This window comes from Streptomyces sp. NPDC027189, from assembly GCF_055566975.1.
This window is the reverse complement of the sequence record NZ_JBVHRI010000034.1, coordinates 1-24,991: the sequence shown is the minus strand read 5'-3', so window position 1 is coordinate 24,991 and position 24,991 is coordinate 1. Positions and strand designations below refer to the sequence as shown.

Genomic DNA, 24,991 nt, shown 5'->3' with positions numbered 1-24,991 from the left:
GTGACCGATTCCGCCCCCATCTCCCGTACAGAAGGACGAACGACATGCCGCGAAGATTCCCAACGAGCGAAAAAATCCAGCCAACTGGCCAAGTTCACCGCTCCGATCCGGTCGGCCCCAAGTGCCGGATTCGGGGAGGCAATCTCCCCCAATGAACGGACAACTGCCCATGTCTCGTTCCCGTCGCGCGGGGGCTGCGCCCGGACAGCTCTTCGAGTTACCTGTGCGTCGGTAGTAGGCTCACGCCGTTTGTTGACGCACATGTGTACCCCCGGGCCAAAGGGGGGCGAGCTGGGGGAGGCCATGCGCTTTCGCGGGAAGTCCATCCGCCGGAAGATCGTGGCGCTGCTCCTCGTGCCGCTGGTGTCCTTGACCGCGATCTGGGCCTTCGCGACCGTGCTCACGGGCCGCGCGGCCAACCAGCTGTTCAACGTGTCGGACATCGTGGAGAAGATCGGCTACCCCACCGAGGACACCGTCCGCGTCCTCCAGCAGGAACGTCGCCAGACCCTCGTCTATTTGGCCGATCCCCGCGCCTCCGACGGGCTTGCGGCGCTCAAGCGCAGCAGGACCGCCACCGACCGGGCCGTGGCGAAGATTCGTAAGAACGCCAAGGACGAGGACCTGCGCGAGGAGATGGGCGAGGGCACCGCGGGGCGTCTCACCTCCATCCTGGACGCCGTCGGCAGCATCGACTCGCTGCGCCGCAGCGTCGAGGACGGAACGGTGCCCCGCGCCGAGGCCCTCAACCAGTACAACCATCTCGTGGACCCCTGCTACGCCCTCCTGACCTCCCTCGACGGCGTCGACAACGTGACGATGGACAAGCAGGCCCGCGCCCTCCTCAACGTCACCCGCGCCCGTGAGCTGCTCTCCCGCGAAGACGCCCTCCTCGGCTCCGCACTCGTCGCGGGCCGTATCTCGCGCGACGAGATCCGCGACATCTCCGACCTGGTGGTCCAGCGCACCCTGCTCTACGACATCAGCCTGCCGCTGCTGCCCTCCTCGGAGCGCGAACGCTACGAGCGCTACTGGAAGAACGCCGACACGGCGCCCCTGCGTGTGGCCGAGCAGTCCGTCGTCACTTCGGCCGCGGGCTCGCCCCGCGGTGTGACCGCGAAAAGCTGGGACAGGGTGGCCGGGCATGTTCTGGACGAACTCGGCGACCTCGACGACAAGGCGGGCGACCGCTATCAGGACCGGGTTCGGCCCGTGGCCATGGGCGTCATCGTCAAGGCGGTCATCGCGGGCGTCCTCGGGCTCATAGCCCTGCTGGTCTCGCTCGTCATGTCCGTACGCATCGGCCGGAGTCTCATCCGCGATCTGCGCCGACTGCGCCTGGAGGCCCACGAGGCGTCCGGCGTCCGGTTGCCCAGCGTCATGCGTCGCCTCTCCGCCGGCGAACAGGTCGACGTCGAGACCGAAGTGCCGCGCCTGGAGTACGACAAGAACGAGATCGGCGAGGTCGGCCAGGCCCTCAACACCCTTCAGCGCGCCGCCGTCGAGGCCGCCGTCAAGCAGTCCGAACTGCGCCACGGTGTCTCCGAGGTCTTCGTCAACCTCGCCCGGCGCAGCCAGGTCCTGCTCCACAAGCAGCTCACCCTGCTCGACACGATGGAGCGCAGGACCGAGGACACCGACGAACTCGCCGACCTCTTCCGCCTCGACCACCTGACCACGCGCATGCGCCGCCATGCCGAGGGCCTCGTCATCCTCTCCGGCGCCGCCCCCTCCCGGCAGTGGCGCAAGCCGGTCCAGCTCATGGACATCGTCCGCGCAGCCGTCGCCGAGGTCGAGGACTACGAGCGCATCGAGGTGCGGCGTCTTCCGCGCGTCGCCGTCACGGGACCCGCGGTCGCCGACCTCACCCACCTGGTGGCCGAACTCCTGGAGAACGCCACGGTGTTCTCACCCCCGCACACCGCCGTCCAGGTCCTCGGCGAGCGCGTCGCCAACGGCTTCACCCTGGAGATCCACGACCGCGGCCTGGGCATGGCCGCCGAGGCGCTCCTCGACGCCAACCTGCGACTCGCCGAGACCCCCGAGTTCGAACTCTCCGACACCGACCGGCTCGGCCTCTTCGTGGTCAGCCGGCTCGCCCAGCGGCAGAACGCCCGCGTCTCCCTCCAGCCCTCCCCGTACGGCGGCACCACCGCGGTGGTGTTCATCGCCGACGCGCTGCTCACCGACGATGTCCCGGACACCAACGGCATCGGCTTCCGCCTGGACCGCGCGCTGCCCACCAAGGAGGGCGAGATCGAGGAGAACCGCAAGGCCGCGCTCTCCCAGGTGCCCGTGCGGCTCCCGGGACTGCCCGCCTCGATCCTGGACGGTCCCGTCGAACTGGAGGCGCCGGTCGACCTGGACCGGGGGCTCGACCCCCTCACCGGATTCCCGGGCGCCCTCGACGACGAGGACAGCGAACGCGGCGGTCTGTTCCGGCCGCGCCGCTCCATCGTCGGCGTCCCCGGCGAACAGCATCAGCAGGAGGGCGACAGCCGTGGCGAGCCCGCCCGCTCCGGCGACGGCGACCTTGCGGATGCCGCCCCCGTCCCGCTGCCGAGACGTCGGGCTCCCAAGCTCGTCAGCTCGCACGGCCGTCCCGTGACCCAGACGAGGTCGAGGCGCGACGAGACGGACGAGGAACTCGCCGAGGACTTCGAGTCGCTGCAGAGTCTGGAGCCGGTGCAGAACCTGGAGCCGGCGGAGCGCGGCACCCTCGAGCTCGACGGCGCGAAGCCGCTGCCGACCCGGCGCGGTGACGGCCGAGAGACCCCGGCACGGCGCGGCGGCGAGCGCTCCGAGGCCCCAGGCCTTCGCGAAGCCTCCGGCGCGCGAGAGACCGCCGGTCTGCATGAGGCGCCCGGTCTGCGTGAGGCGTCCGGCCTCCGCGATGCCCCCGCCCTCCCCAAGCGCACCCGTCGCACCCCCGCGTCGCCGAGTACGGGCGAGACCACCCCGCGCTCCGACGCCGTGACGGGAGAGGCAGAATCGGGTGTGGGCCCGCTGCCTCGCCGCGTCCGACAGGCCAATCTGGCGCCGCAGTTGAAGGCCGGCCCCGAACGTCGTACCGAGCGAGACAAGGCTCGCCACGGCACGGGAGCGGACCCTGCCGACCGCGACGCCGACGAGGTACGCAACCGGATGGCCTCGCTCCAGCGGGGCTGGCAGCGCGGCCGTCAGGAGAACGCCGCGGGCGACGAGGCCCAGGACGGCACAGCACCAGGAACGACAAAGGGGGACGGTCGATGACCGCACCGAAGGCCGCAGGGCCCACCACGACCAGCAAGGCGTCAGGCGAGCTGAACTGGCTTCTCGATGAACTGGTGGACCGCGTCGCCAGCATCCGCAAGGCGATCGTGCTCTCCGGCGACGGCCTTGCCACCGGGGCCTCCAAGGATCTGACCCGGGAGGACAGCGAGCACCTGGCCGCGGTCGCTTCCGGCTTCCACAGCCTCGCCAAGGGCGTCGGCCGCCACTTCGAGGCGGGCAGCGTCCGGCAGACCGTCGTCGAGCTCGACGAGGCCTTCCTGTTCGTCACCGCCGCCGGTGACGGCAGCTGCCTCGCTGTCCTCACGGACGCCGACTCCGACGTCGGGCAGGTCGCCTACGAGATGACGCTCCTCGTCAAGCGGGTCGGCGTACATCTGGCGGCCACTCCGCGCACCGATCTGCCTTCGGGCGGGTAGTGGGATGACATGAGCGGAGACGGTCAGGGAAAACGCCACTGGTTCGACGACGAGGCCGGACCGGTGGTTCGTCCGTACGCCATGACACGCGGCCGTACCACCAGTCCGGCCCAGCACCGCCTCGACCTGATCGCGGTGGTCGTCACGGAACCACACGCCGACGACCCGGAAGCGGACCAGACGCTGTCCCCGGAACACGTGGACATCGTCGGACTCTGCCGCGACGCCCCCCAGTCGGTCGCCGAACTCGCCGCCGGACTCGACCTGCCCATCGGAGTGGTACGGGTCCTCATCGGGGACCTGGTCGACGAGGAAATGGTCCATGTGACACGCCCCGTACCCCCTGCCGAGCTACCGGACGAGAGTATTCTGCGCGACGTGATCAACGGCCTCCGGGCGCTCTGAGCTGGGCGGAAGCGGGGAACAGACGTGACAGGCTGGCAGTTCTGGGTCGACCGAGGCGGCACCTTCACCGACATCGTCGCGCGGCGCCCGGACGGCCGCCTGCTCACGCACAAGCTGCTGTCCGAGAACCCGGCCAGGTATGCCGACGCGGCGGTCGCGGGCGTGCGTGAGCTCCTCGAAGAGGGCGGGGAGATCGAGGCCGTCCGCATGGGCACCACCGTCGCCACCAACGCTCTCCTGGAACGCAAGGGTGAGCGCTCCCTCCTCGTCGTCACCCGCGGCTTCCGCGACGCCCTGCGCATCGCCTATCAGAACCGCCCCCGCATCTTCGCCCGCGCGATCGAACTGCCCGAGCTGCTGTACGAGCGTGTCATCGAGGTCGACGAACGGATCGCCGCCGACGGCACGGTCCTGCGCGCCCCCGACCTGGACACCCTCGCCGGGCCCCTCCAGGAGGCCTACGACTCCGGGATCCGCGCGGTCGCCGTCGTCTGCATGCACAGCCACCTCCACCCCGCCCACGAGCAAGCCGTCGGCGAGCTGGCAGCCCGCATCGGCTTCCCGCAGATCTCGCTCTCCAGCGAGGTCAGCCCGCTGATGAAGCTCATCCCACGCGGTGACACGGCCGTCGTCGACGCCTATCTGTCCCCCGTACTGCGCCGCTACATCCAGCACGTCGCCGACGAACTCCAGGGCGTGCGGCTGATGTTCATGCAGTCCAACGGAGGTCTCGCCGAAGCGGGCCAGTTCCGTGGCAAGGACGCCATCCTGTCCGGACCCGCCGGCGGCATCGTCGGCATGGCCCGGATGTCGCAGCTCGCCGGCTTCGACCGCGTCATCGGCTTCGACATGGGCGGTACGTCCACGGACGTCTCGCACTTCGCGGGCGAGTACGAGCGGGTCTTCACCACCCAGATCGCCGGGGTCCGGCTGCGCGCGCCCATGCTGGACATCCACACCGTCGCCGCGGGCGGCGGCTCGGTGCTCCACTTCGACGGCTCCCGCTATCGCGTGGGTCCCGACTCGGCGGGCGCCGACCCCGGGCCCGCCTGCTACCGCGGCGGCGGCCCACTCACCGTGACCGACGCCAACGTCGCCCTTGGCCGCATCCAACCCGCCCACTTCCCACGGGTGTTCGGCCCCGACGGCGACCAGCCCCTCGACGACGCGCTGGTCCGCGACCGGTTCGCCGCCCTCGCGCGCGAGATCCGTGAGCGGACCGGCGACGACCGCACCCCGGAGCAGGTGGCCGAGGGCTACCTCCAGATCGCCGTGGCCAACATCGCCAACGCCGTCAAACGGATCTCGGTGCAGAAGGGCCACGACGTCACCCGGTACGCGCTGACCACCTTCGGGGGCGCGGGCGGCCAGCACGCGTGCAGGGTCGCCGATTCGCTCGGCATCCGTACCGTCCTCGTCCCGCCCATGGCAGGTGTCCTGTCCGCCCTCGGCATCGGACTCGCCGATACGACGGCCATGCGCGAGCAGTCCGTGGAGGCGCCCCTGGAAGCCTCCTCGATGCCCGGAATCCTCAAGACGGCCGACGACTTGGAGGGCGCCGCCCGCGCCGAACTCCTCGCCGAGGACGTGCCCGAGGGCCGCATTCAGGTCACCCGCCGCGCCCAGCTCCGCTATGACGGCACGGACACAGCGCTCACGGTCGAGCTCACCGCGCCCGACACCATGACCCGCGGCTTCGAAGAACGTCATCGCGCCACCTACTCCTTCATCCTCGATCGTCCGGTCGTCGTGGAAGCCCTGTCCGTAGAAGCCACCGGTCTCACCGACCCCCCCGATCTCTCCGCCCTCGCTCCCTACGAAACGGCCGTCGAAGGCCGCCCAGCCGCTTCGGAGACGGTCAGCCTGCACACCGGTGGTGCCTGGCGCCACGTCCCCCTGCATCGCCGTGAGGAACTGCCCCCGGGCGAGGCGGTCACCGGCCCCGCGATCATCACCGAGGCCAGCGCGACAACCGTCGTCGACGACGGCTGGCGGGCCGCGGCGACCGACGACGGGCATCTGGTCATGGAACGCGTCGCGGTCACGGAGAGTTCCGATCTCGGCACGGAAGCCGACCCCGTTCTCCTGGAGGTCTTCAACAACCTCTTCATGTCCATCGCCGAACAGATGGGCGCCCGCCTGGAGTCCACAGCCCAGTCGGTCAACATCAAGGAGCGCCTGGACTTCTCCTGCGCGCTGTTCGATCCCGAAGGCAACCTCGTCGCCAACGCCCCTCATATCCCTGTCCACTTGGGCTCGATGGGCACGAGCGTGAAGGAAGTCATCCGGCGCCGCGGCGACAGCATGCGCCCGGGTGACACGTACGCGGTCAACGACCCGTACCACGGCGGCACCCACCTCCCGGACGTCACCGTGATCACCCCGGTCTTCGACACAGGAAGCACGGAGAACACGGAGGGTGAGCGGATCCTCTTCTATGTGGCCTCGCGCGGCCACCACGCCGAGATCGGCGGCATCGCACCGGGCTCCATGCCCGCGAACAGCCGCACCATCGACGAGGAGGGCATCCTCTTCGACAACTGGCTGCTCGCCGAGAACGGCCGCTTCCGCGAGGCCGAGACCCTGGCCCTGCTCACCGAGGCGCCCTACCCCTCGCGCAACCCGAAGACCAACCTCGCCGACCTGCGCGCCCAGATCGCCGCCAACCGGAAGGGCGTCGACGAAGTCGGCCGCATGATCGAGGACTTCGGGCTCGACGTGGTCCAGGCGTACATGAAGCACGTCCAGGACAACGCCGAAGAAGCGGTGCGCCGCGTCATCGACGCCCTTGAAGACGGTGAGTTCGCCTATGAGACCGACTCCGGGGCCGTCATCCGAGTCCGCGTCCGCGTAGACCGCGAAAAACGCTCCGCGACCATCGACTTCACCGGTACCTCTCCGCAGCTCACCACCAACTTCAACGCACCCTTCGCGGTGGTCAACGCCGCGGTCCTGTACGTCTTCCGCACCCTGGTCGCCGACGACATCCCGCTCAACGACGGCTGTCTGCGGCCCCTCGACATCGTGGTGCCACCGGGTTCGATGCTCGCCCCCGAGCCCCCGGCCGCCGTGGTCGCGGGCAACGTGGAGACGTCCCAGGCCATCACCGGCGCCCTGTACGCGGCCCTGAGAGTGCAGGCCGAGGGCTCGGGCACCATGAACAACGTCACCTTCGGAAACGAGCGGTACCAGTACTACGAGACCGTGGCCTCCGGATCTGGCGCGGGCGACGGTTTCCCCGGCGCGCCCGTCGTGCAGACCCACATGACCAACTCGCGGCTCACCGACCCCGAGGTCCTGGAGTGGCGACTGCCCGTCCGGCTCGAAGAGTTCGCAGTCAGGCGCGGTAGCGGCGGCGCCGGGCGCCGGCGTGGCGGTGACGGTGCGGTGCGCCGCATCCAGTTCCTCGAGCCGATGACCGTCTCCACGCTGTCCCAGCACCGCCGGGTGCCGCCCTACGGCATGGCGGGCGGCGCGCCCGGAGCGCTCGGCGCCAACCGTGTCGAGCGCGCGGACGGCACAGTCACCGAACTTGGCGGAAGTGATTCGACGGACGTCGGCCCCGGCGACGTACTCGTCATCGAAACCCCCGGCGGCGGGGGCTACGGCCCACCGCCGCACGACCCCCATCAAGCAGGAGAAGAGATCGATGATCTTCGGGCGTTCTGAGCGCGGCAAGCCCCCGGTCGAGCCCGTCACGCTCAAGATCCTCGTGGCCGGCGGCTTCGGCGTGGGCAAGACGACCCTCGTCGGCGCGGTCAGCGAGATCAAGCCGCTGCGCACCGAGGAGGTGCTCACCGAGGCGGGCCGGCCGATCGACGACACCGGTGGCGTGGAGGGCAAGCACACCACCACCGTCGCCATGGACTTCGGCCGCATCACGCTCCGCGAGGACCTGGTGCTCTACCTCTTCGGGACCCCCGGGCAGGACCGCTTCTGGTTCCTGTGGGACGAGCTCGCCACCGGCGCGCTGGGCGCCGTCGTACTCGCCGACACCCGTCGCCTGGAGGACTGCTTCGCCGCCGTCGACTACTTCGAGCGCCGTTCCATACCCTTCGTGGTCGGCGTCAACTGCTTCGAGGGCGCTGCCCGTTACCCCTCCGACGACGTCCGCCAGGCGCTGGACCTCGACCCCGGAGTACCGGTCGTCCTCTGTGACGCGCGGGACCGGGAATCCGTCAAGGAGGTCCTCATCGCAGTCGTCCAGCACGCGATGGCGTACGCCGCCGACCGCCGCCAGACGGTCATGACCTGACCACGGCTACAGCCCGCACATGTCATGACCTGACCACGGCTAGAGCCCGCACGTGTCGTGACCTGACGCACGGTACGGCCCGCCGATGCATAGGTACGGCCCGTACCCCCGCCGACCGGGGTACGGGCCGCAGTCATGCACGCGCGCGTGGCTCACGCGAGACGCACGCGCGCGTAGACCCCTGTCTCAGCCGACCTCGTCCTCGTGCCAGCCGAAGCTCTTCTCCACCGCCTTACGCCAGTTGTGGTACTCGCGGTCGCGCACGGAGGCCTCCATGGCCGGCGTCCACTCGACGTCCTTCTGCCAGTGCGACTTCAGCTCGTCGAGGTCGTTCCACACACCCGTCGCGAGCCCGGCCGCGTATGCGGCGCCCAGGCAGGTGGTCTCGGAGACCTTCGGACGGATCACCGGCACCCCGAGGACATCCGCCTGGTGCTGCATCAGCAGATTGTTCTTGGTCATGCCGCCGTCCACCTTCAGGGTGGTGATCTGCACCCCGGAGTCCTGGAACATGGCGTCCACGACCTCACGTGTCTGCCAGCTCGTCGCCTCCAGGACCGCGCGGGCCAGGTGCGCCTTCGTGACGTACCGCGTGAGCCCGGTGACGACCCCGCGCGCGTCGGAGCGCCAGTACGGGGCGAACAGGCCCGAGAAGGCGGGCACGATGTACGCGCCGCCGTTGTCCTCCACGCTCGCCGCCAGTGTCTCGATCTCGTCGGCGCTGCGGATGATGCCGAGTTGGTCGCGGAACCACTGCACCAGCGCCCCGGTGATCGCGATCGACCCTTCGAGGCAGTAGACCGGCGCCTCGGTGCCGATCTTGTACCCCATGGTCGTCAGCAGACCGTTCTTCGAAGGAACGGGCCGGTTACCGGTGTTGAGCAGCAGGAAGCTGCCCGTGCCGTAGGTGTTCTTCGCCGTGCCCACGTCGTAGCAGGCCTGCCCGAACACCGCCGCCTGCTGGTCACCGAGCGCCGATGCGACGGGGACGCCCGAGAGTTGGCCCACTGCGGTGCCGTACACCTCGGAGGAGGACCTGATCTCGGGGAGGACCGCTTCGGGGACGTTCATCGCGGAGAGGATGGACTGGTCCCACTGGAGCGTCTCGAGGTTCATCAGCATGGTGCGCCCGGCGTTGGTCACGTCGGTGACGTGCTGCCCGCCGTCCGTGCCGCCGGTCAGGTTCCAGATCAGCCAGGAGTCGATGGTGCCGAAGGCGATCTCGCCACGCTCGGCACGCGCGCGCAGCCCCGGCACGTTGTCGAGCAGCCAGGCCGCCTTGGGCCCGGAGAAGTAGCTGGCCAGCGGCAGTCCGGTCTGCTCGCGGAAACGGTCCTGTCCGTCCGAGCCGCCCAACTCGTTGCAGAGCGCGGACGTACGGGTGTCCTGCCAGACGATCGCGTTGTGCACGGGCTTGCCGGTGGCACGGTCCCACAGGACCGTCGTCTCGCGCTGGTTGGTGATGCCGAGCGCGCTGACCTGGTCGGCGCGCAGACCGGCCTTGGCGATCGCGCCCGCGACCACCGCCTGCACCTTGGACCAGATCTCGGTGGCGTCGTGCTCCACCCAGCCGGGCTTCGGGAAGATCTGGCGGTGCTCGCGCTGGTCGACGGCGACGATCGCGCCGTCCTGGTTGAAGATGATGCAGCGGCTTGAGGTCGTGCCCTGGTCGATTGCGGCGACGTACTTCTCGGCATGGTCCGTCATGACGTCCCCTTCGTCAGAAGGCTGCGTTGTAGATCGCGGCCCCGATGGCGGCACCCGCGATCGGGCCGACCACCGGGATCCAGGAGTAACTCCACTCCGAGGTGCCCTTGTTGGGAATCGGCAGCAGCGCGTGGGTGAGGCGCGGCCCCAGGTCGCGGGCCGGGTTGATGGCGTACCCGGTGGGGCCGCCCAGCGAGAGGCCGATGCCGACGACGAGGAGGGAGATGAGCAGGACGGGCAGGCCCGCGTCGCCGATGCCCGCGACGTGCTTGCTCCCGCCGACCAGCCCGAGGATGGGCAGCATCAGGGCGGCGGTGGCGATGATCTCGGTGATCAGGTTCTGCACGGGGTTGTTGATCTCGGGCCGTGTCGAGAAGATCCCCAGCGTCTCGATGGCCTTGTCCTCTTCGGCGTTGAGGTTGAACTGGCCGAGGTAGAGCAGCCAGCAGAGCGTGGCTCCGACGATGGCTCCGGCGAACTGCCCGAGGATGTAGAAGGGCACGTCCTCCCACTTCGTGGAGCCCTCGATCGCGAAGCCGATGGTCACCGCCGGATTGATCTGTCCTCCGGACAGCGGTGCCGCGGTGTACGCACCAGCGAGCACGCCGAAGCCCCACCCGAAGGCGATGACCACCCAGCCCGCTCCCTGTGCCTTGGACTTGTTGAGCGTGACAGCGGCGCATACTCCCGCGCCGAACAGGATCAGAATTGCTGTGCCGATCAACTCGCCGACAAAAATGTCTCCGTTGCTCATGGCGGCTCCTAGGCCCTCGCCCGGGGCGATCGGCCCCGGGCCACCGTGCAGGGTGCGTTTCCCATGGCTACTTCAGCCGAAGGCAGGGAGTCCCGCGCCCCGCCCGGCGTCCGTGACGAGCGTGCCGTCGCAGCGGAATCGCCCGTGGGGGACGGCCCGTGGGTACAGGTCGGAAACCCGAGCGGAGCGGTGCCTGTAGACGCCCGAATGCGGCGATGCCGACTGACACCCGGAAGTGTTCACCGGTGCCCAGGGGGCGTCAAGGTCGCGGACCGCAACGGTTCGAGGGCCGCAAAGAGGGCGCGAGGCGAGGCCCCGCCGACGGCCGGCCCAGGGCAGGGCGCAGGCGAGCGGCCGGACCCTTCGACTCCGGACGGCAAACCGCCGGGCCCGATCGGCGTCGACGCGCCGAGGACCGATGGTCGACCGGCTCGTGCACCATCGCTGTCGGAGGGTCGGAGGGTCGGAGGGTCGGAGGGTCGGAGGGTCGGAGGGTCGGAGGGTCGGAGGGTCGGAGGGTCGGAGGGTCGGAGGGTCCGGCAGGTCGGCCGTCCTCCGGGTCCGAGGTCCGGCTGGTCGGCCGTCTTCCCGGTCCGAGGTCCGGCAGGCCGGCCGTCTTCCGGGTCGGAGGGTCGGCTGGACGGCACACGGCGGTCAACCGAGGCGGGCGGTCAACCGGTCCCCGGGCCGAGCGGTCAGCCCGTCAGCGTATGCCCGGACGTTTGGGTCGGTGCCGCCCCCGAGCCGCGGCGGATCTCGTGGCCCGGCAGACCCGCGCGCCCCAGCACCCAACTCGCCCCGTTCAGGGCCTTCGCGGCCTGCTTGAGAGGCGCCAGGCAGGCGGCCGCCTGCCGGTGGTCGGTCACGCTGCCTGGCGCGCACAGCACCGTGGCCAGCGACAGCGTGACGATGCGTCCGCCCGCGGACCAGGGCGTGTCGAGCACCGAGTGGGCCAGCGGGTCCAGGGTGTCCGGGTCCGCGAGGACCAGGAAGTCGTCCCCGCCGATGTGCCCCACCCGCGTCGCCTCGGACGCCGCGTGCTGCAACGCCCGTCCGACCGCCCGGATCAGCTCGTCGCCCGCCGCGAACCCCGCCCCGTCGTTGACCTGCTTGAAGTGGTCGACGTCCAGCCAGCTCAGCGCGAACATCCGGCCGTCCGCGATCCGTCGGTCCACCTCGCCGGTGATCGCGTCCGAACCGGGCAGCCGTGTCAGCGGGTTGAGCCCCGCCGCCTCCTCGACCCGGCTCTCGGCCAGCGCACGTACGAGATCCGCGAGCCGTACGACACCCACGCACCGCCCGTATCGGTCGACGACCGCGACGTCGTCCGACGTGCGATCCCGCTCCCCGTCCGCGACCACGTCGAGAACCTCCCACGCGGTGGCGTCGACGCCGACCGTGCGCGGCGGATCGCCGAGCTTGGCGGCCGGCCGGTCAGCGTACAACGCATGCCCGTAGCGCCCCGACATCGACAGCAGGAACCGCGACCGGTGCACCGACCGGACCGGGATCCCGGAGGAATCCACGAGCAGCACCCCGGACACGTCGGTCGAACCGGTGAGCAGCGCCCGCACCTGCCCCGCGGAGGCGGTGGCGGGCAGCAGCGCCGCCGGCCGCACGAACTGTCGTACGGACGGCCCTGACCGGGGCGTCGACGCGACGCCGGGGGAGAGGGCCGGAACGTATACGTCCGCTGCGGGCAGCCGAGCGGGCGGCGCGAACAGCTCGCCCTGTGCCAGTTGCGCGCCCGCAGACACCGCGGCCGCGCACTGCAGCTCGGTCTCGACCCCCTCGACGGACAGCAGCGCGCCCAACTGCTCGCACAGCGTCCGCATCGCCCGTACCGCCGCGGGCCGCGTCAGCAGGGACACGTCGAGCTTCATCAGCTCGGGCGCCAGATCCGTGAGCAGCCGCAGGGGTACGTCGCCGTCGCCCACCCCGTCCGCGCAGATCCGGAAGCCCTCGCCCCGCAGCGCGGCCACCGCCTCCAGCAGGGCGTGTTGCGGTACGTGGGTGTACGGCGGCCCGACGTCGACGGTCACCTCCCACGGCAGCCGCCCGGCCTCGCGCACCGCCTCGCGCATCGCCGCGAGCCCGCCGAGGTCGGCCAGGGTTCCGGCGAACACATTGACGTGCAGCGGCAGCAGCGTCTCCTTGCGGGCCGCGGCGCGGATCGCCAGCGCGGCCAGCCGGCCGTCGAGTTCGGGGTCACGGCGGGCCTGCGCCAGGATGTCACCGGCCTCCGGACGGGCGAGTATCTCCAGCGCCGCAACCCCGCCGGTCGTCAGATTGACGACCGGTTGGAAGGCGAAGCGGACAGTATCCGTCCAGGAGGGCACGGCAGAATGATGGCGCCGCCCGCGCATACCCGGGCGCGATTCACGAGCTGTTCACGCAGGATTCCGAGCTCGTCACAGTGGGTGTGGAGGCCGCCGGGACCAGGGCATGCGGCCGGTCCCCGAACCCATGATGAGCACACGCGGCCGGTCGCCGAGACCGGGACGAGCGCACGAGGACACGTGCCGAAACGAGCGCACGAGGACACGTGCCGAAACGAGCGCACGAGGACCGGCGGCGAATCGAGCGCACGAGGACCGGCGCTGAAAGGAGCGCACGAGGACCGGCGGCGAATCGAGCGCACGAGGACCGGCGCTGAAAGGAGCGCACGAGGACCGGCGCTGAAACGAGCGCACGAGGACGGTTGCCGGAGCGAACGCACGAGGACATTCGCCCGGACGACTGCCCGCGAACGCCTGCCGATTCAGCGTACGGCGACGACCGACGCCCCGTGTCCGAAGAGCCCCTGGTTCGCGGTGATCCCCACTCGTGCCCCGGCGACCTGCCGGTCGCCCGCGCTGCCCCGCAACTGCCATGTCAGCTCGCACACCTGGGCGATGGCCTGCGCCGGAACGGCCTCCCCGAAGGAGGCGAGCCCGCCGCTCACGTTCACCGGTATGCGCCCGCCGAGTGCCGTCGCGCCCTCTCGCAGCAGCTTGGCCGCCTCGCCCTCCCCGCACAGCCCCAGATCCTCGTACCACTGCAACTCCAGGGCCGTGGAGAGGTCGTACACCTCGGCCAGTGAGAGGTCCTCGGGGCCGATGCTCGCCTCCTCGTAGGCCGCGCGCGCGATCGACGCCCGGAAGGTGTCGGCCCCAGGCTCCACCGCGACCGCGGAGTCCGTGGCGATGTCGGGCAGATCGAGCACCGTGTTGGGATAGCGCGGCGTCACCGTGGACACCGCGCGGATCCGCACGGGATCCGCCGCCCCGTGCCGGCGCGCGAACTCCATGCTGGACAGCACCACGGCCGCGCCGCCGTCCGAGGTCGCGCAGATGTCGAGCAGTCGCAGCGGATCGGAGACGACCGCGGACCCGGCGACCTCCTCGGCGGTGACCCTCTTTCGGTACCGCGCGTGGGGATTCAGCGCCCCCAGAGCGGCGTTTTTCACCTTGACCTGCGCGAAGTCCTCCAGCGTGTCCCCGTGGAGGGCCATCCGCCGCCGTGCGTACAGCCCGAAGTACGTCGGATTCGTCGCCCCGAGGACGCGGAACCGCAGCCAGTCCGGATCGTCCTGCCTGTCCCCGCCCGCCGGGCGGAAGAACCCCTTGGGCGCCGCGTCCGCACCCACCACGAGCACGACGTCCGCGAGGCCCGAAAGGATCTGCGCCCGAGCCGTGTTGAGAGCCTGCGCCCCCGACGCGCACGCCGCGTACACGCTCGCGACCCGGGCCCCCTGCCAGCCCAGCGCCTTGGCGAAGGTCGCCCCGGCCACGTACCCCGGATAGCCGCCACGCACGGTGTCCGCGCCCACGATCGAGCCGATGTCCCGCCAGTCGAGTCCCGCGTCGGCCAGCGCCGCGCGCGCCGCCGCCACCCCGTACTCGACGAACCCCCGCCCCCACTTGCCCCACGGATGCATGCCCGCGCCGAGCACCGCCACGTCGCCGGTCATGCCGTCACCCCGTACGCCACAATGCCCTTCATGCCGTCACCCCCGTCGGCCGCCAGTGCCACGTCGTCCAGGTCGTCTCCGCGTCCTCGTTCAGCACACCGGGGACGACCTCCACCTCCATGCCCACCGTCAGGTCGGCGACGGTGATCCCGGGAACCGCCTGGCCGAGTATCACGATGCGCTCGGATTCCAGCTCCACAGCGATCAACGCGTAGGGCTCCCAGGAGAGTTCCGGATCGGTCACATAGGGTGACGGTGGCCGGTACCGGCTGTCCGTGTACGACCAGACGCGGCCGCGTCGGGACAGCGGCACCTCGGCCAGCTCTCGGCCAGGGCAGCCCGGATTGCGGCAGAAGGTGTCCTCGCGGGGGAAGAACACCGAGGAGCACGTCGAGCAGCGCGTACCGAGGAGGCGGAAGTCCTCCCCTTCCCCGGCGAACCACCCGGCGACCACAGGCGTGCGTGTACGCGACAAGGCCCCTCCACGGTACTGGATCTGACGGAACGTCAGAAGTGTGCCACGGGCCACGGGAATTGGGCAGGGCGTCGGGACGAACCACAGGCGCCGCTCAGGCATCGGAGCACCGGGGGGACAGCTGGGGGCCTACGGGGGGTGATTCAGTCCGTTCCGCCGTACCCATGAGGGCGCGCTCTGGTAAAGACGTCCGTCCAGTGATCGGATACAGTCCGCGGCGTGTCCGCAACCCCGCACCCGCCCGCCGACTTCGCACCGGACTCGCACTGTTCGAGCTGTGGCGCACCCTATGGAGAGGCCATCTCCGGCTGGCCCCGCACCTGCGCCGCCTGCGGCACCGTGGCCTACCGCAATCCGCTGCCGGTCGCGGTGGCCCTGCAGCCCGTGTACGACGCCAGGGGAACGTCCCTGGTCGTCATCACCCGGACCATCGCCCCCGCGCGCGGAGGCATCGCCCTGCCCGGAGGGTTCATCGACCACCGGGAGGACTGGCGGCACGCCATCGTGCGCGAGCTCAAGGAGGAGACGGGCATCGACGCGGCGAGCCGGGAAGTGCGGCTCGCCGACGCGATGAGTTCTCCCGCCGGGCATCTGCTGCTCTTCGGGCTTCTCCCGGAGCGCCCGGCCGCCGAACTGCCGCCATCCGCGGCCACCGACGAGACGGAGGGCTGGCACCTGCTGCGCAGACCGGCCGAACTCGCCTTCCCGCTGCACACCTTGGCCGTGCGGGCGTGGTTCGAGGGGCGGTACGTCTGAAGGGCCCGCGCACCCCGAGACACACTCGGGACCCCGTGCAGCTGTAGCCCCGCCGGGTATCCGTACGCCTCAAGGCGCGTGCTCGGGATGCTCAGTGATCCCTCAATTCTGTCCCGAGCCCGCGCACCCGAACGGGATACGGCGGCTCGCTCAGGCCGCCCTCGCTTTCTCGTCGCACGACCACATGCCGACCCTCCCAGCGCGTCACATAGCGCTCGATCTCCGGCTCCTCCCATCCGTCGCCCGCGTCCGGCACGACGAGCCCGCCCCCGCTGCGTCCGCGCGCGGGAGCCCATGCCTCCAGCTCCAGACTGCCGTCGGCTCCCCTTACGGGCACGACGGCGCCGGCCCGCGCCAGTACCGGAATCCGCGACAAGGGGGCGTCGATCAGCACTTGGGCCGGCCCCTCGTACGCCTCCTCGGTGACGGTGTCGTACCAGCGTCCCCGCGGCAGTTGCACCGCCCGCCGGTCCGCCCCGTGGTCCAGTACGGGCGCCACCAGGAGGCAGTCGCCGAGCAGGAAGGCATCCTCGCAGTCGCGCAGCGCCCGGTCCTCGGGCGCACCCCACCACACCGGTCGCACGTACGGCGCACCGGTTCGGCCTGCCAGATGCGCCAGTGTCATGAAGTAAGGGAGCAGCCGCCGCCGTTCGACGAGCGCCACGCGCGCGTGCTCCAGGACTTCGTCACCGAACTCCCAGGGCTCCCTGCGCCCCGCGCGCAGACTCGCGTGCGTACGGAACAGCGGGAGGTACGCGCCGAGCTGGAACCACCGCAGATACAGCTCGGGCGACGGACTCCCGTCGAAGCCGCCCACATCGGGCCCCGAGTAGGGCACCCCGCACAGCCCGAGCCCCATCACCAGTGACAGCGAGGCCCGCAACCCGGGCCAGCCCGTGGCCACATCCCCGGACCAGGTCCCTCCGTAGCGCTGCATTCCGGCCCACCCGGACCGCGAGAAGAGGAACGGCCGCTCCTGGGGCGCCAGTTCACGCAGACCCTCGTACGCTGCCTGGGCCATCCCCAGCGCGTACACGTTGTGCGCCTCGCGATGGTCTCCGCCGTGCCCCTCCAGGGAGTGCCGGGCCGAGCGGGGCAGCGTCGACTCCCCGAACGCCGTGAAGGACGTCGGCTCGTTCATGTCGTGCCAGAACCCGGCGAACCCCTGCGCGAGCCGCTCCTCGTACAGTCCGCCCCACCAATTCCGCACGCGCGCGTGCGTGAAGTCCGGGTAGACCGACTCTCCAGGCCATACGACACCCCGCACAAGCCGCCCCGAGGCGTCCCGTACGAAGGCGTCCTCGGCGAGCCCACTGTCGTACACGGTGTTGCCGGGCTCGGCCTTGACCGCCGGGTCGACGATCGACACCAGGCGGATGCCGTCGCGGCGCAGCTCCTCGGCGAGCACGGGCAGCTTCGGGAAGTGCTCCCGGTCGACCGTGAACACCTGGTGCGCGTCGTAATGGTCGATGTCCAGGTGGACCGCGTCGAGCGGAAGACCACGCTCCTGGTACCCCGCGACGATCCGCCGCACCTCATGCTCGCTGCCGAAGCCCCACCGCGCGTGATGGTGCCCCAGCGCCCACACGGGCGGCAGTGCGGGCGCTCCGGTGAGTGAGGCCCACGCGTGCAGCACGCGCGCGGGGGTGCCCACCATCACCCAGCAGCGCAGCGGGCCGCCGTCCATCCGCAGCTCGCACGTCCCGGCCCGGTCGTGCCCCGAGCCCGCCCCTTCCTCGCCCTCGCGCAGGGTCACCGTGCCGTCCCACGACGTGTCGTGGAACACGAGGTGCGTGGCAGCGTCCGCGACCACCATCTGCACGGGCATGGTGATGTACAGCGGATCGTCGCCGGGCCCGAAGGCCTGGCCCGGGTCCGTGTTCCACAGCCGGTACTGCCCGTCGCGCAGCCGGGGACCCGCCGCGCGCCCGCCCAGGCCGAAGAACCGCGCGTCGGCGGCCACTTCGGAACGCTGCATCCAGCGGGCCCCGCCGCCGTCGACCGGCTCCCACCAGCGAGGCGGCAGGTCGCGGCGCAGGATCACACCACCGGGGGTACGCACCTCGACCGCTCCGTGCCGCGACACGACGACGGTCGCCCGTTCGGCCACCACCCGCCAGCCGCCGTCCTTGTCCGGCTCCAGGACGGCGCGCGGGTCCGGCTCCGGGCAGCGGCCCGCGAGCGCGTACGACGGCTCCGGGCCGACCCCGTCCCAGCCCCAGAACACCGCTCCGTTCACCGCGACCATGATCCGCAGCTCGGACCGCGTGAACCGGACGACACCGCCGCCGGGCCCCGGCTCCACACCGCGCACCGGCCCGGGTACCCGCGCCCGCTCGGCGCCCTGCCGCGGCAACCCGGTGGCGTCGGCACGCCTCCTACGCCACGCGGCCCGCATGGTGCGCAACCTTTGAGTGACACCCCCCGAACCGACCGACTTCATCGAACGCACCAGGTCACGACCGTCCATGCTGCTCACCCTGCCATTGCCGGCGCCAAATGGGTGAGTCGTTCAACTCCCGTTCACCCGTGGCGACGCCACATCTTCACTCTGCCGACTATGTGTGGCGCACCCTGGTGCAGAAGTCGATCACATGGCATCGTCCGTGTCAGCCGCGTGACGCGCACACCCCTGCTCGTGCGCGACAGACGCACACGACGCGCACAGTCCTGGAGCCGCCCCATGTCCACCGCGAACCCCTCACCGCTCTGGCAGCCCACCGAGGAACGCATCGCCCAGGCGCAGATCACGAAATTCCAGGCCTGGGCGGCCGAGCATCACGGAGCCCCGTCCGGCGGCGGCTACGCGGGGCTGCACCGCTGGTCGGTGGACGAGCTGGACACGTTCTGGCAAGCCGTGACCGAGTGGTTCGACGTACGGTTTTCGACGCCCTACGCGCGCGTGCTCGGCGACCGCTCCATGCCCGGCGCCGAATGGTTCCCCGGGGCGACGCTCAACTACGCGGAGCACGCCCTCCGTGCGGCGGAGTCCCGCGCGGACGATCCGGCCCTCCTCTACGTCGACGAGACCCATGAGCCGATCCCGGTGACCTGGTCCGAGCTGCGCCGCCAGGTCGGCTCCCTGGCCGCCGAGCTGCGCGCCCTCGGCGTACGCCCCGGAGACCGTGTCAGCGGCTATCTCCCGAACATTCCGCAGGCCGTGGTCGCCCTGCTCGCGACAGCCGCCGTGGGGGGCGTCTGGACGTCCTGTGCCCCCGACTTCGGCGCCCGCAGCGTCCTCGACCGCTTCCAGCAGGTCGAACCCGTCGTGCTCTTCACGGTCGACGGCTACCGCTACGGCGGCAAGGAGCACGACCGCCGCGACACCGTCGCCGAGCTGCGCCGGGAACTGCCCACCGTGCGCGCCGTCGTGCACATCCCACTGCTCGGCACCGAGGCACCCGAGGGCGCTCTGGAGTGGTCCGCCCTGACCTCCGCAGACGTGGAGCCCGTCTTCGAGGAGGTGTCCTTCGACCACCCCTTGTGGGTGCTCTACTCCTCCGGAACGACCGGCCTCCCCAAGGCCATCATCCAGTCCCAGGGCGGCATCCTCGTCGAGCATCTCAAGCAGCTCGGCCTGCACTGCGACCTGGGCCCCGAGGACCGCTTCTTCTGGTACACGTCAACGGGCTGGATGATGTGGAACTTCCTCGTCTCCGGCCTGCTCACGGGCACCACGATCGTCCTGTACGACGGCAGCCCGGGGTATCCGGACACGGGCGCCCAGTGGCGCATCGCCGAACGCACGGGGGCGACCCTCTTCGGCACCTCCGCGGCGTATGTCATGGCGTGCCGAAAGGCGGGCGTCCGCCCCTCCCACGACTTCGACCTCGCGCGCGTGCAGTGCGTCGCCACCACCGGCTCGCCCCTTCCGCCCGACGGCTTCCGCTGGCTGCACGACGAGGTCCGCGAGGACCTGTGGATCGCCTCCGTCAGCGGCGGCACGGACGTGTGCTCCTGCTTCGCGGGAGCCGTACCGACCCTCCCGGTGTACATCGGCGAACTCCAGGCCCCCGGCCTCGGCACCGACCTCCAGTCCTGGGACCCCAGTGGAAAGCCTCTCACCGACGAAGTCGGTGAGCTGGTGGTCACCAACCCGATGCCGTCCATGCCCATCCGCTTCTGGAACGACCCCGACGGCAGCCGCTACCACGACAGCTACTTCGACACGTATCCCGGAGTGTGGCGCCACGGCGACTGGATCACCGCCACCTCACGCGGTTCCGTCGTCATCCACGGCCGCTCCGACTCCACGCTCAACCGCCAGGGCGTGCGCATGGGGTCGGCCGACATCTACGAAGCCGTCGAACGCCTCCCCGAGATCAAGGAGTCGCTCGTCATCGGCATCGAACAGCCCGACGGCGGCTACTGGATGCCCCTCTTCGTGCACCTCGCCCCGGGAGCCGTGCTCGACGAGGCCCTCCTGAAGCGCATCAAGGAGACCATCCGCGAACAACTCTCCCCCCGCCACGTCCCCGACGAGGTCATCGAGGTACCCGGCGTGCCCCACACCCTCACGGGCAAGCGCATCGAGGTCCCGGTCAAACGCCTCCTCCAGGGCGCCTCCTTGGAGAAGGCGGTCAACGTCGGCTCCGTGGACAACGTCGAACTGCTGCGCTTCTACGAAGACCTGGCCCGCAAGCGCGCCTGATCATCCCCCGTAGGTGGCCTTGGGCTCGCCGAGCACGGCAGCGAAGTCCGAGGCCAGCCGCACCGCGTCGGCGGGTTCGAGATCAGCGACCGAGATCCGTACGCCGGGTCCGGAAGCGAGCCGGAAGCGCGCACCCGCCGCCACACCACCCGTACGACCTCAGCCCGTTCACGACGGCCGACTCGTCCCGCACGGGCACCCAGCGGTTCATCCCGCTCACACCGTGGGCCTCGATCCCACGCCCTGCGAGCTCCCGGGCGAGGGCACTGCGCCGCAGCCCATACGTCTCCCGGGCACGCGCCACCAACGCGCGTGTGTCGTCGTCCGTCACGAGCCCGTACACCGTCTCCTGCAACAGATGGCTGACCCAGCCCGACGTCAACAGCAGCCGACCGTCGTGCCGAGCCAGCGTCGTCGGATCGCAGGCCGCCGCGGCCGACCGCAGATCGGTCCCCAGGAACTTGCTCACGGTCCGCACATGCACCCAACGCACCAGATCGCCCGTGGCCAAGGTGCGCACCCGACACGGCGCAAGGCGCCTACCTCGGCGTCCACGGACCGGCGCAGTCCGCCCAACGCAGCGTCGGACCACTGGCCGTCACCGCGGCCATCGCCATCGGTCCCCTCGGCTGGACTGCATTCGGCGCGACCATAGCCGTGACCTGCCTGTTTCAGCACCGTCTGGTGCGCGACCACCTCGCCCGCCCGGCATTGTCAGTGCCGCCAGTTACTGTGAGTGAGCATTGATCGACTGCGCACAGGGGGAAACATGGCGCACACCCAGCACCAGACCATGCGACGCGTACTGCGCCGCGAAATCGCCGGCACCATCGGCCTGTTGACCGACGAAGAGGACTTCACGGCGATGCGGCGCTACCGCACGTTCGCCTTCGACGACCACACCACCTACCTCCAACAGGTGGAAGCCCTGCTCAGGACCCTCGCCGCCCAGGGCAGCCACACCACGGTGGCACTCTTCGACCCCGAGGAGTACGCCGAATTCTGCGCCGAAAGCCGCCTGGAACCCGACGCCCCGGCCAGCCGCACACGCTTCACCGCCGAGCTGGCCACTACGGGCCCCACCGTTCCGTACGACGGACAGCCTCTCGACGAACTCGTCCCGGACCTCGTCGACGAGGCCATCCGCCAGGCCACCTGGGAGTACGCGAGCACACTCCTGGCCCGCATCGGCAACTGCGCGTCCTGTGGTGAGGACATCGGCCGAGCGTCCTTCGCCCGCGCCTCCCACCTGCTCGCCCGCATCCTCGATACCGCGCGCCGCGGCGACCTGCACCTCGTATGCAGCGTCTCGGCAGCCCCAGAGACGCTCGTCGCCGTACTCCGAGCCGATGGCGACCCAGGGGGCGGTACCCGCCTCGACGAGACAGAAGCCCTCGAATTCACCACGGTGCTGGCCCTTGGCATCGCGACACGGAGCGCCGGAGGACTGGTCATGCGCACCACCGCCCCCGATACCACCGACTGTGTCTACGGATGGCGCCTGCGCGGCGAAGACCTGGAACCCCTGACCGCCGCGGAAGTCTTCGACGCCTACTGCACCGACACCGATTCCGGTGACCTCGTCTCCCCGGAATCGGGTGTCGACTACTGCGTGCCACCCGGCCTCGGAGACGAAGGACAAGGGACGGGCCACACGCATTGAACGCGAAAGGGCGCCCCACCCGTGGGTGGAGCGCCCCTGGACACCGGTCGGGCGACGACGCGGCCCGGTTACTCGCCGGACAGCACCGCCTGCGCCGCCGTACGCGCCTCTTCGGCCGTGTCCACGGCACGTGCGGCCGCGGCCGCACGCTCACACTGGGCCAGCGTGTACTTGGCCAGCGTGGCCCGGACATACGGAATGGACGCGGCACCCATGGAAAGGGAGGTGACGCCCAGACCGGTCAGCACACACGCGAGCAGCGGGTCCGACGCGGCCTCACCGCAGACACCACAGCTCTTGCCCTCGGCCTTCGCCGCCTCCGCGGACAGCGCGACCAGGTCGAGCAGCGCGGGCTGCCACGGGTCCTGCAGACGAGAGACCGCACCCACCTGCCGGTCGGCCGCGAAGGTGTACTGCGCGAGGTCGTTGGTCCCCAGGGACAGGAACTCGACCTCCTGCAGGATCGACCGCGCCCGCAGCGCGGCCGAGGGGATCTCCACCATCGCGCCGAACTTCGCCTGCAACCCGGCCGTACGGCACGCGTCCGCGAACGCCCTGGCGTCGGTGCGATCCGCGACCATCGGAGCCATGACCTCGAGATAGACCGGCAGCCCCTCCGAAGCCTTCGCGAGGGCGGTCAGCTGCGTACGCAGCACCTCGGGGTGGTCGAGCAGCGACCGAAGACCCCGCACACCCAGCGCCGGGTTCGGCTCGTCGGCCGGAGTCAGGAATTCGAGCGGCTTGTCGGCTCCCGCGTCGAGCACCCGCACCACGACGCGGCCCTCGGGGAAGGCCTCGAGCACCTGACGGTAGGCCTCGACCTGCTTCTCTTCGGACGGCGCATTCTTGCTGTCGTCCAGGAAGAGGAACTCGGTACGGAAGAGACCGACACCCTCGGCACCGGCCTCGACAGCGGCCGGCACGTCCGCCGGACCGCCGACGTTCGCCAGCAGCGGCACCTTGTGACCGTCGGAGGTGGCACCCGGACCCGTCGACGCGGACAGCGCCGCCTTGCGCTCCGCCGCCGCGGCCTCCAGCTGTGTCCTCTTCTCCGCGCTCGGCTCCACGAAGATCTCACCGGTGCTGCCGTCCACAGCGATCATCGTGCCTTCGGCGAGCTCACCGGCACCGGGGAGCGCGACCACGGCGGGAACGCCAAGCGCACGCGCCAGGATCGCGCTGTGGCTGGTCGGCCCGCCCTCCTCGGTGACAAAACCGAGCACCAGAGTCGGGTCGAGCAGCGCGGTGTCCGCGGGCGCGAGGTCACGAGCAATAAGGACGTACGGCTCGTCGCTGTCCGGGACACCCGGCATGGGCACCCCGAGCAGCCGCGCGACGATACGGTTCCGCACGTCGTCGAGGTCGGCCACCCGGCCGGCGAGGTACTCACCGGCGCCGGCCAGCAGCGCGCGGTAGGCGGCGAACGCGTCGTAGACGGCGCGCTCGGCCGTACTGCCGACCGCGATACGACGTTCCACATCCGCCATCAACTCGGGGTCCTGGGCCATCATGGCCTGGGCCTCGAGCACCGCCTGGGCTTCGCCCCCCGCCAGATTGCCGCGCGCAATCAGGTCGGCTGCCACAGCCTCCACGGCCTGGCGGGCACGCCCCTGTTCGCGCTCCGCGTCCTCCGCAGGGATCTGCTTGGCAGGCGGCTCAAGAACCGCCGTTCCCATGTGCCGAACCTCGCCGATGGCCACACCGTGGCTCACGCCGACGCCTCGCAGCGTTGTCTCCATCTCACCCGTCTCCGATAGTGCGGCGGGTCCCGCCGCCGCGGTGGTGGTTGTCCAAGTCGCCGTCTCTGACGGCCCTGATGTCAGCGCCAGGTGAAGAGGACGTCGCCGGCCTTCGTGTCGCCGTCCTCCTGGAGGTCGGAGAGAGAGTCGGCGGTGGCCTCAAGCGCCACGATCGGGCACACCGGGGACTTGCCGGCCTCCTCGACGAGGGCCGGGTTCCAACGCACGACGCTCTGACCCCGCGTGACGGTGTCACCCTTGTTGACGAGCAGCTCGAAGCCTTCACCGTTGAGTTGTACGGTGTCGATGCCCAGGTGCGTGAGCACACCGTGCCCCTCGTCGTCGACGACGACAAAAGCATGCGGGTGAAGCGAGACGATCACTCCGTCCACGGGGGCGACAGCCTCCGAGGGCTCGCGCACCGGGTCGATCGCGGTGCCGGGGCCCACCATCGCCCCGGAGAACACGGGATCAGGTACCGCGGCGAGTCCGATGGCGCGTCCTGCAATAGGGGACGTCACGGTGGTCATGGGAAGCCTCCCAGGGGTGGAGATTTTTATATGAGCCGTCACTGCCTGTCCCGGACGGCGCACTGTTGAGCAGGGTATGTCATATGAACTACCGGTTCCGCATGGGACGTCCCGGTTGGCGGCCGTAGAGAACGGCGCAAACGATTTGCGCCCGCTCCCGGGCCCCGTGTACAGTCGTACTCCTGCTTGAGGCTGAGCGACGCGACCAAGCGTCCTTGCCTGGCAGCACCCAACTTGTCAGATCCTATCTCGGGGTCTCGTTCTGCATGTCCGCAGGACGATGGTCAGCGAGACGGAAAAACACTGATAGAGTTTGAAACACCGAAGGGAAGCGCCCGGAGGAAAGCCTGAGAGAGTCTCTCGGGTGAGTACAAAGGAAGCGTCCGTTCCTTGAGAACTCAACAGCGTGCCAAAA

At 70.4% G+C, this 24,991-nt stretch carries 17 protein-coding genes; 8 read left to right on the top strand and 9 right to left on the bottom strand.

Annotated elements, in window-relative coordinates; translation table 11 throughout:
- Positions 1 to 303: 303 nt before the first annotated feature.
- The 5 genes from ACZ4RZ_RS43955 to ACZ4RZ_RS43935 are packed head-to-tail and all read left to right on the top strand — an operon-like array spanning position 304 to position 8,349.
- Complete coding sequence (locus tag ACZ4RZ_RS43955; RefSeq protein WP_467753177.1) at positions 304 to 3,252, top strand: sensor histidine kinase; 2,949 nt, start codon at positions 304 to 306, stop codon at positions 3,250 to 3,252.
- Entirely contained in the window at positions 3,249 to 3,689 is a 441-nt protein-coding gene (locus tag ACZ4RZ_RS43950; RefSeq protein WP_467753176.1) for a roadblock/LC7 domain-containing protein, read from the top strand. Before ACZ4RZ_RS43955 ends, ACZ4RZ_RS43950 begins: the two co-directional genes overlap by 4 nt.
- A 9-nt stretch (positions 3,690 to 3,698) precedes the next feature.
- Complete coding sequence (locus ACZ4RZ_RS43945; protein ID WP_467753175.1) at positions 3,699 to 4,094, top strand: DUF742 domain-containing protein; 396 nt, start codon at positions 3,699 to 3,701, stop codon at positions 4,092 to 4,094.
- 24 nt (positions 4,095 to 4,118) lie between these two features.
- A complete protein-coding gene (locus tag ACZ4RZ_RS43940; protein WP_467753174.1) occupies positions 4,119 to 7,763 on the top strand; it encodes a hydantoinase B/oxoprolinase family protein in 3,645 nt (1,214 codons plus the stop codon).
- Complete coding sequence (locus ACZ4RZ_RS43935) at positions 7,744 to 8,349, top strand: GTP-binding protein (RefSeq protein ID WP_467753173.1); 606 nt, start codon at positions 7,744 to 7,746, stop codon at positions 8,347 to 8,349. Before ACZ4RZ_RS43940 ends, ACZ4RZ_RS43935 begins: the two co-directional genes overlap by 20 nt.
- A gap of 186 nt (positions 8,350 to 8,535) precedes the next feature.
- Here ACZ4RZ_RS43935 and glpK read toward each other — a convergent pair whose 3' ends face one another.
- The 5 genes from glpK to ACZ4RZ_RS43910 all read right to left on the bottom strand — a co-directional run bounded on the left by glpK (position 8,536) and on the right by ACZ4RZ_RS43910 (position 15,216).
- A complete protein-coding gene (glpK, locus tag ACZ4RZ_RS43930; RefSeq protein WP_467753172.1) occupies positions 8,536 to 10,056 on the bottom strand; it encodes a glycerol kinase GlpK in 1,521 nt (506 codons plus the stop codon).
- 13 nt (positions 10,057 to 10,069) lie between these two features.
- Positions 10,070 to 10,810, bottom strand: a complete 741-nt coding sequence (locus ACZ4RZ_RS43925; RefSeq protein WP_467753171.1) for an MIP/aquaporin family protein — start codon at positions 10,808 to 10,810, stop codon at positions 10,070 to 10,072.
- Between the two features lie 695 nt (positions 10,811 to 11,505).
- Complete coding sequence (locus tag ACZ4RZ_RS43920; protein WP_467753170.1) at positions 11,506 to 13,149, bottom strand: EAL domain-containing protein; 1,644 nt, start codon at positions 13,147 to 13,149, stop codon at positions 11,506 to 11,508.
- A gap of 422 nt (positions 13,150 to 13,571) precedes the next feature.
- Positions 13,572 to 14,762: a lipid-transfer protein gene (locus ACZ4RZ_RS43915; RefSeq protein ID WP_467753169.1), complete on the bottom strand. Its 1,191-nt coding sequence runs from the start codon at positions 14,760 to 14,762 to the stop codon at positions 13,572 to 13,574.
- 28 nt (positions 14,763 to 14,790) lie between these two features.
- Positions 14,791 to 15,216 carry a Zn-ribbon domain-containing OB-fold protein gene (locus ACZ4RZ_RS43910; RefSeq protein WP_467753221.1) on the bottom strand — a complete coding sequence of 142 codons (426 nt, stop codon included), beginning with the start codon at positions 15,214 to 15,216 and terminating at the stop codon, positions 14,791 to 14,793.
- 240 nt (positions 15,217 to 15,456) lie between these two features.
- On the opposite strand from ACZ4RZ_RS43910, the gene ACZ4RZ_RS43905 reads away from it, so the two are divergent.
- Positions 15,457 to 15,993, top strand: a complete 537-nt coding sequence (locus ACZ4RZ_RS43905; RefSeq protein ID WP_467753168.1) for an NUDIX domain-containing protein — start codon at positions 15,457 to 15,459, stop codon at positions 15,991 to 15,993.
- 91 nt (positions 15,994 to 16,084) lie between these two features.
- Here the strand turns inward: ACZ4RZ_RS43905 and ACZ4RZ_RS43900 are convergent, their stop codons facing one another.
- Positions 16,085 to 18,463, bottom strand: a complete 2,379-nt coding sequence (locus ACZ4RZ_RS43900) for a glycoside hydrolase family 31 protein (protein ID WP_467753167.1) — start codon at positions 18,461 to 18,463, stop codon at positions 16,085 to 16,087.
- Positions 18,464 to 18,676: 213 nt separating this feature from the next.
- Between ACZ4RZ_RS43900 and ACZ4RZ_RS43895 the strand changes: the two genes are divergently transcribed.
- Entirely contained in the window at positions 18,677 to 20,644 is a 1,968-nt protein-coding gene (locus ACZ4RZ_RS43895; protein WP_467753166.1) for an acetoacetate--CoA ligase, read from the top strand.
- Between the two features lie 82 nt (positions 20,645 to 20,726).
- On the opposite strand, the gene ACZ4RZ_RS43890 is transcribed toward ACZ4RZ_RS43895, so the two are convergent.
- Positions 20,727 to 21,113 carry a hypothetical protein gene (locus ACZ4RZ_RS43890; protein WP_467753165.1) on the bottom strand — a complete coding sequence of 129 codons (387 nt, stop codon included), beginning with the start codon at positions 21,111 to 21,113 and terminating at the stop codon, positions 20,727 to 20,729.
- A gap of 300 nt (positions 21,114 to 21,413) precedes the next feature.
- Here ACZ4RZ_RS43890 and ACZ4RZ_RS43885 point away from each other — a divergent pair, with 300 nt between their 5' ends.
- Entirely contained in the window at positions 21,414 to 22,307 is an 894-nt protein-coding gene (locus tag ACZ4RZ_RS43885) for a hypothetical protein (RefSeq protein ID WP_467753164.1), read from the top strand.
- Between the two features lie 68 nt (positions 22,308 to 22,375).
- On the opposite strand, the gene ptsP is transcribed toward ACZ4RZ_RS43885, so the two are convergent.
- Both ptsP and ACZ4RZ_RS43875 read right to left on the bottom strand, forming a co-directional pair.
- On the bottom strand, positions 22,376 to 24,046 hold the full coding sequence (gene ptsP / locus ACZ4RZ_RS43880; protein ID WP_467753163.1) for a phosphoenolpyruvate--protein phosphotransferase: 1,671 nt from the start codon (positions 24,044 to 24,046) through the stop codon (positions 22,376 to 22,378).
- An 80-nt stretch (positions 24,047 to 24,126) separates the two neighbouring features.
- Positions 24,127 to 24,576, bottom strand: a complete 450-nt coding sequence (locus tag ACZ4RZ_RS43875) for a PTS sugar transporter subunit IIA (protein ID WP_467753162.1) — start codon at positions 24,574 to 24,576, stop codon at positions 24,127 to 24,129.
- Between the last annotated feature and the right edge of the window lie 415 nt (positions 24,577 to 24,991).